Below are 5656 nucleotides of genomic sequence, written 5' to 3'. Positions count from 1 at the left end.
CGGGGCCGTAATCCTGAAGGACAAGGGACTCCCGGCCTGGCTGGGCTGGACCGCCTTCCCCGTGGCCCTCATCGCGGCAGCCCCGGCCACGGCGCTCGTGGGTATGGCTTCCCCGGTCGATGTGGTGATCGCCACCTCGGGCCTGTTGCTCTGGGTGGCCGCCGTGGCGGGAATTCTGGCTTGGCGAGGTTTGGCGCCCGCGCTCCAGAGAGGCCAGGACTGAGGCCCGGTTGCGGCGGGCGGGGCTCAGGCCTCGTCGGTCATCCGCCACGTCGCCCATAGCCCGGCCAAGGCCAGTGGGATCACGGCCACGAACACCCAGACCGAGGCCGCCTGCGCGCTGGCAGCCGAGAGCCCGCTTGAGAATCCGGAGAGATTGGCCGCGACGCCGCTGATCGCCGCGCCGGCCGCCGCGCCGGTCTGGCGCACCGCGGTGATCGCCGAGGAGCCGATGGCCCGATCCTCGTCCGTCAGCACCGACAGGATTCGACGGCTCATGAACGCCCAGGAGAATCCGAACCCGGCGCCCAGAAGGGCGGCGCCCAGGATCACCCAGGCCAGGTGTCCCCCGCCCGTCATCATCGCCAGTACGACGAGACTGACGACCAGCAGCACCGCGCCCAAGCGGGTCCATCGACGGTCCCATGCCCCGACCGCGCCCGCCACGGCGAGGGCGGAGACCGTCCAGGCCATGGACTCGACGCCGACCAGATACCCCGCCTCCAGCGGACTGAACCCCCTCAGTTCCTGCAGGATCGCCGGCGCATAGATCGAGAAGCCCATCGAAGCGGCGGTGAGCGCGAACATGGCGAAGTAGCCCGAGCCGCAGACGGTCCGAAGGTCGCCGGCGCCCACCGGCAGAAGTCGGATCTTCGCTATGGCGTCGATCCGCGCCACGACTGCGATGACCGCCAGCCCGACCGCGACCAAGGCGATCGACCGCCACGGTCCGCCCGCGAAATCCGCCAAAGCGATGGCCACAACGCCAACGCCCAGCACGCCGAGCTGCATCCACGGCACGCCCGGGCCTCCGGACGCCGGCGGCTCGGCCCGCAGCAGGAACGGCGCCGCGAGACTGAACGCCAGAGCCTGCAGCGCGAACAGCCAGAACACGTCCCGCCAGTCGCCCACCGCCACCACCAGGCCGCCGACCAGCGGCCCCAGCACCGTGGCGATCCCCCACACAAAGGTCACCGCCGCAAACACCCGCGCCAGATGTCGCTCCGGGAACAGCAGCGCGATCGCCACCATGGCGAAGCCGGAGATCCAGCCCGAGCCCAGCCCCTGCACCACCCGGCCGGCCAGGAACCAGCCCACATCGGGCGCGGCGGCGCTCATCACGCAACCAGCCGCCATGATCAGGCCTGCCGCCAGGGTGGCGCGACCCAGACCGAACATCTCCGAGAGCCGTCCAGAGCTGGCGCCCGCCAGGATCGCGCCGACAAAGAAGCCCGCCGTCGCCCAGGCGAAGTAGGCGTAGCCGCCCAGGTCCGCGCCGACATTGGGCAGGATGGTCGCGGTCACCAGGCTGTCGGCGGCGTTCAGCCAGACGCCAAGGCAGATCAGCAGGAACCGCGGCGCCCGTCCCCCCGCCAGCAGATCGGCCCAGCTGTTGGCGGGGTCCTTGGTCATGTCGCGGGCTTAAGCGCGCCCGCTCAAGGCCGCAATCCCGGCCTCACCGCGCCCGCGCGGCGCCGGGAATCTGCGGCTCGAAGCCCGGCGCCCGATGGTTGGCGGTGCCGGAGGTGACATACCAGGTCACCAGCAGGGCGCAGATGAAGGCGCCGGGGGCGAAGCTGTTGGTCCGCCGGTAGGTCCAGGCGCCGATCACGCCGACTATGGCCAAGAGCGGGATGAACTGGATGGCGATGATCACGTTCAGCGGCTCGGTCGGCGTCGCCAGCCGCCCGGTGGCGAACAGGGTCGCATACTGCCAGACCACCAGCCCCAGGAAACCCAGGCTCATCGCCGCCTTGGCCCAGACGACCTGACTGATCAGCCCCTCGCCCTTGACCGAGATGTTGGCCGCCAGCGCCCGGATCGCCACCAGGAAGAACAGCGTCCAGAGCACCAGATAGGGCAGCGCCGTTACCGCCCGCTCCGGCGTCAGCGGCTTCAGGCCCAGCACCCAGACCCGATAGTCCACCTTGAACACCGCCTCGACCAGCGCTAGCGAGGCGTAGGCGATCGCCATCACGAGCACCGCGACGCCCAGCGACAGCGCCCAACGCGTCGTGAAGACCGCCTTCCGACGCAGCAACAACCCGATCAGGAGGGTGATCAGCGCCGTCCCCAGCGCCCAGACCAGCAGCTGGTTCTGCACCCATTGCGGAAACGCCGGCATCGGGAAGAACACCTGCCCCACCTTCATCAGCGGGAAGTAGGTCAGGGCCGGTAGCGCCGCGGTGATCCCGAAGTCCAGCCACCAGCGCCCGTCCCGCCGCTCGGCCACAGGCTCGGCGGGCTGGTTCAGTCGCGCAAACGCCCGGGTCTCCAGCAACAGGTCAAACGCCGTGATGATCAGCCAGAAGAACCCCAGGAACGACAGCGCCGTGCCCGCCTCCTTCCAGCCCCAGACCTGATCGGCGGGATCGAGCGGCCGGGGCGCCGGCAAAGTGCGCTGGATCCAGTCCACCGTCAGGCCCACGCCGGAGCCCGAGAAGTGCTCCCAGGGGTGGGTGATCGGCGGCACGCTCAGCCAGCGCGCCGTCCCGGCGGCGATGTCGCCATAGACCCGGCCCGGCTCGACGGGCGCGGTCTCGCCGAACAGCGCCATGAGCTTCTTGGAGGTCCCGACTTCGCCGCCCTCGGCCACGCCCCACATCAGGCCGGCGAACTCGTCGTACTGGCCGAACACCACGCCCAGGTTCCTCGGCCTCTCCGGCGCCGGCGCGCCCAGCAGGCCCATGGTCGACCCCACGAGAACCAGAGAACGATAGCCCTCCGGATCGCCCTTGGCCGCCGCCAGGATCGGATTGCCGCCCATCGAATGGCCGGCCATGCTCACGCGCGTCGGGTCCACGAACGGCAGGCCCTTCAGATAGGCCAGCGCCGCCGGTCCGCCGAAGCCCAGCGCCCCCACATTGCCGCCCGAGCCGCCATGCCCGGTCATGTCCATGGCCAGCACCACGTAGCCGCGCCGCGACAGCTCGATGGCGAACGGGCTCTGCATCTCGCGGGTGTTGATGTAGCCGTGGCTGAGCAAAACCGCCGGAGCCGGCGTCGCCGCCGTGGCGTTCGGCGGCGTGTAGAGCAGCCCGGTGATGGTCACGCCCTGATCGGCCGGCGCTCGCGCCTCGCGCACGCTCACGCCCCCTGCGGTCTGGACTCCGTGCGCCAGCAGCGCCCCGCCCAGCACCAGCGCCAAAGACAGCCCGAAAGCCAGCCACCGCCGCATCACCGCTTCCCCCGTCGTGCTTATGGTTGAGCCGGACGATGCGCTCAGGGCGCAATGGGTTCAAGCCGCGCGCGGACGTGACCTAGCGTGCAGTGGCGGAGCCTGTAGGATCGAGAACCAAGAGGGAGCGCGATCACCATGCTTGTTGCCGGAGCCATACTTGCCGCCGCCCTGGCGGCTCAGGGTGCGGAGGCCGCGAAGCCGCCGGCGGCCGGACAGGCTGAGGCGAGCGCGGCGGCCAAACCCGCCGAGAAGCCGGCCGAGCCCAAGAAAATCTGTGTGACCGAGGCGCAGACGGGCTCGCACTTCAAGAAGCGAATCTGCGCCACCCAGGAAGAGTGGGACCGGCGCCGCGAACGCGACGCCGCCGAGATGGCCAAGGCCAGCGACCGTACAGCCGCCTGCACCGGCTCGGCCTGCTGAACAGACAGAGCGAGGGAGCATCGACATGCATGATCTGAAGGTGAGCGACGAGGCGGCTCTGAGCGCCGAGGCCGTCTGGGCGGTGATCGGAGACTTCTCCGGCGTTCGCAAATGGGCGCCGGCGCTGGAAGCCGAGAGCACCGAGGTGACGCCCAAGGGCAAGGTCCGCACGCTCACCATGCCGGGCGGCCGCACCGTCCAGGAGTTGCTGACCGACGAGGGTCCCTGGCACTACACCTACACGCTCGATCGGCCCGACATGAACGCCTACTTTTCGACCGTCTCGGTGGTCCCGGGCGACTCCTCCAGCTGCCGGATCGAATACGTCCTGAAGTTCGATCCGAAGGATGCTTCGACCCTTGAGGCGACCACCGAACAGCTCACCAAGTTCTGCCGCGGCAACATCAAGGCGATGAAGCGCGCGCTGGGCCTTGAACCCGCCCGGACCTGAAAGGACTCCCCGCCCATGAGCGACGCCGGCATCGACTATCAGGCCATTCTGCCCGAGGGCTGGGCCCGACCCCGCGGCTTCGCCCATGCGGTCAGCTCGCGCGGGTCGACCACGATCCGGGTGTCGGGGCAGCTGGCGCGGGCCGGAAACGCTCCCGTGGCTGTCGGCCTGACTCTTGGCGAGCAATGGCGCCTGGCGCTTGAGAACCTGATCAGCGTCGTCCGTGCTGCGGGCGGCGACATCGGCAATATCGTGCTGCTGCGCGCTTACGTGACCGACATGGCCGAGTTCAACGCCGGCGGCGCGCAAGTCGGCGAGGCTTGGGCCGCCACGCTGGGCCGCCACTTCCCCGCCATGACCCTGGTCGGCGTCACAGCGTTGGTCGATCCCAACGCCCGGGTGGAGATCGAAGCCGAGGCGGTGCTGGGTTAGGGGCGCAGTGGCGTCGGCGGCGGCGCCGTGTTCGGCCGCCGGCAGAGGACCATCTCGTCGGCCCCCTCCTCCCCGACCGGATTTACGGGGACACTTTACACAAATGCCCCCCGCCGACCGCGCAGGAACGGAACCGCGGAGGGCGCCAGGATGCGCAGAGCTCCCCGCCGCACAGCGCCCTCAACCTATCTCCGCGATGAAGAGTCTGGGCGGGAAAGCTTGACTCCGGGCAGACTTTATGTTCATGGTTTGTTCGTGTTTGACGTTCCCGCCAATGACGCGATCCCGAACCCCCAATCACCGGGTCAAGAGGACGCCGCCCGCCGCAAGGCCCAGCTTGTGGAGCTGGCCGCTATCGGCATGGACATGGCGCGAAAGACCAAGGCCGACTTCGATGCGGCCGAGACGCCTCAGGAGCGCCGCGAGGCCATGGGTGAGTTTCCCGCTGCGGCCCGGCTGGTCCAGCGCGCCATCTTCCTCGAAGCCAAGCTGGAGCGGGATGACCGCATGGAGGCCCGTCTGGTCGCCCAGGACGCGGCGGTCGCCGCCCGCGAGGCGGTCTCCCGTCGCAAGGCCCGCGCGGGGATCGTGGTCGAGCGCCTGATCGAGGTCGCCCACCCCAAGAGCCCCGTCCAGAAGTACGACGCCCTCAAGCGTCTGCGCTGGCGGCTCGACGATGACTTCCTCGAGCCCGACTTCGCCGACCGGCCCTTCGACGAGGTGATCCGCGTCCTCTGCCGGAGCCTCGGCCTTCCCGATCCCGGACCGCTCGGCGGCGAGGCCGATCTTTGGACCCTGGACCTGCGCGGCGAGCGCCTCCCTGCCGTCCGCGACGCCAAGGCGTCCCGCAAGCCGGCCACCCGTCCCCCGGACCCTTGCGTCCGCCAAGACGATCGCCCGGACCAGGACCCTCCCGACGAGGATTGGGACCCCCTCAATCCCTTCGACGGCCG

7 protein-coding genes are annotated in these 5656 nt (G+C 69.9%); 5 read left to right on the top strand and 2 right to left on the bottom strand.

Annotated features, from left to right (window positions below; all coding sequences use genetic code 11):
* On the top strand, positions 1 to 223 hold a 223-nt coding region (locus ACIQ3R_RS14515; protein ID WP_397419574.1), incomplete at its 5' end, for a hypothetical protein.
* A 23-nt stretch (positions 224 to 246) separates the two neighbouring features.
* Here ACIQ3R_RS14515 and ACIQ3R_RS14510 read toward each other — a convergent pair.
* On the bottom strand, positions 247 to 1632 hold the full coding sequence (locus ACIQ3R_RS14510) for an MFS transporter (RefSeq protein ID WP_397419573.1): 1386 nt from the start codon (positions 1630 to 1632) through the stop codon (positions 247 to 249).
* A 43-nt stretch (positions 1633 to 1675) separates the two neighbouring features.
* Entirely contained in the window at positions 1676 to 3397 is a 1722-nt protein-coding gene (locus ACIQ3R_RS14505; RefSeq protein WP_397419572.1) for an alpha/beta hydrolase family protein, read from the bottom strand.
* Positions 3398 to 3535: 138 nt separating this feature from the next.
* Here ACIQ3R_RS14505 and ACIQ3R_RS14500 point away from each other — a divergent pair, with 138 nt between their 5' ends.
* From ACIQ3R_RS14500 to ACIQ3R_RS14485, 4 genes are all read left to right on the top strand, one after another.
* The gene (locus ACIQ3R_RS14500) at positions 3536 to 3820 is read left to right on the top strand and encodes a hypothetical protein (RefSeq protein WP_397419571.1); all 285 of its coding nucleotides are present in this window, start codon (positions 3536 to 3538) and stop codon (positions 3818 to 3820) included.
* 25 nt (positions 3821 to 3845) lie between these two features.
* Positions 3846 to 4271: an SRPBCC family protein gene (locus tag ACIQ3R_RS14495; protein ID WP_397419570.1), complete on the top strand. Its 426-nt coding sequence runs from the start codon at positions 3846 to 3848 to the stop codon at positions 4269 to 4271.
* A 15-nt stretch (positions 4272 to 4286) separates the two neighbouring features.
* Positions 4287 to 4703, top strand: a complete 417-nt coding sequence (locus ACIQ3R_RS14490; protein ID WP_397419569.1) for a RidA family protein — start codon at positions 4287 to 4289, stop codon at positions 4701 to 4703.
* 255 nt (positions 4704 to 4958) lie between these two features.
* On the top strand, positions 4959 to 5656 hold a 698-nt coding region (locus ACIQ3R_RS14485), incomplete at its 3' end, for a hypothetical protein (protein WP_397419568.1).

This window comes from Phenylobacterium sp. (assembly GCF_044371015.1).
Lineage (GTDB): Bacteria > Pseudomonadota > Alphaproteobacteria > Caulobacterales > Caulobacteraceae > Phenylobacterium.
Note: the sequence above shows the minus strand (reverse complement) of the source record. Positions and strands in the feature narration are given on the sequence as shown.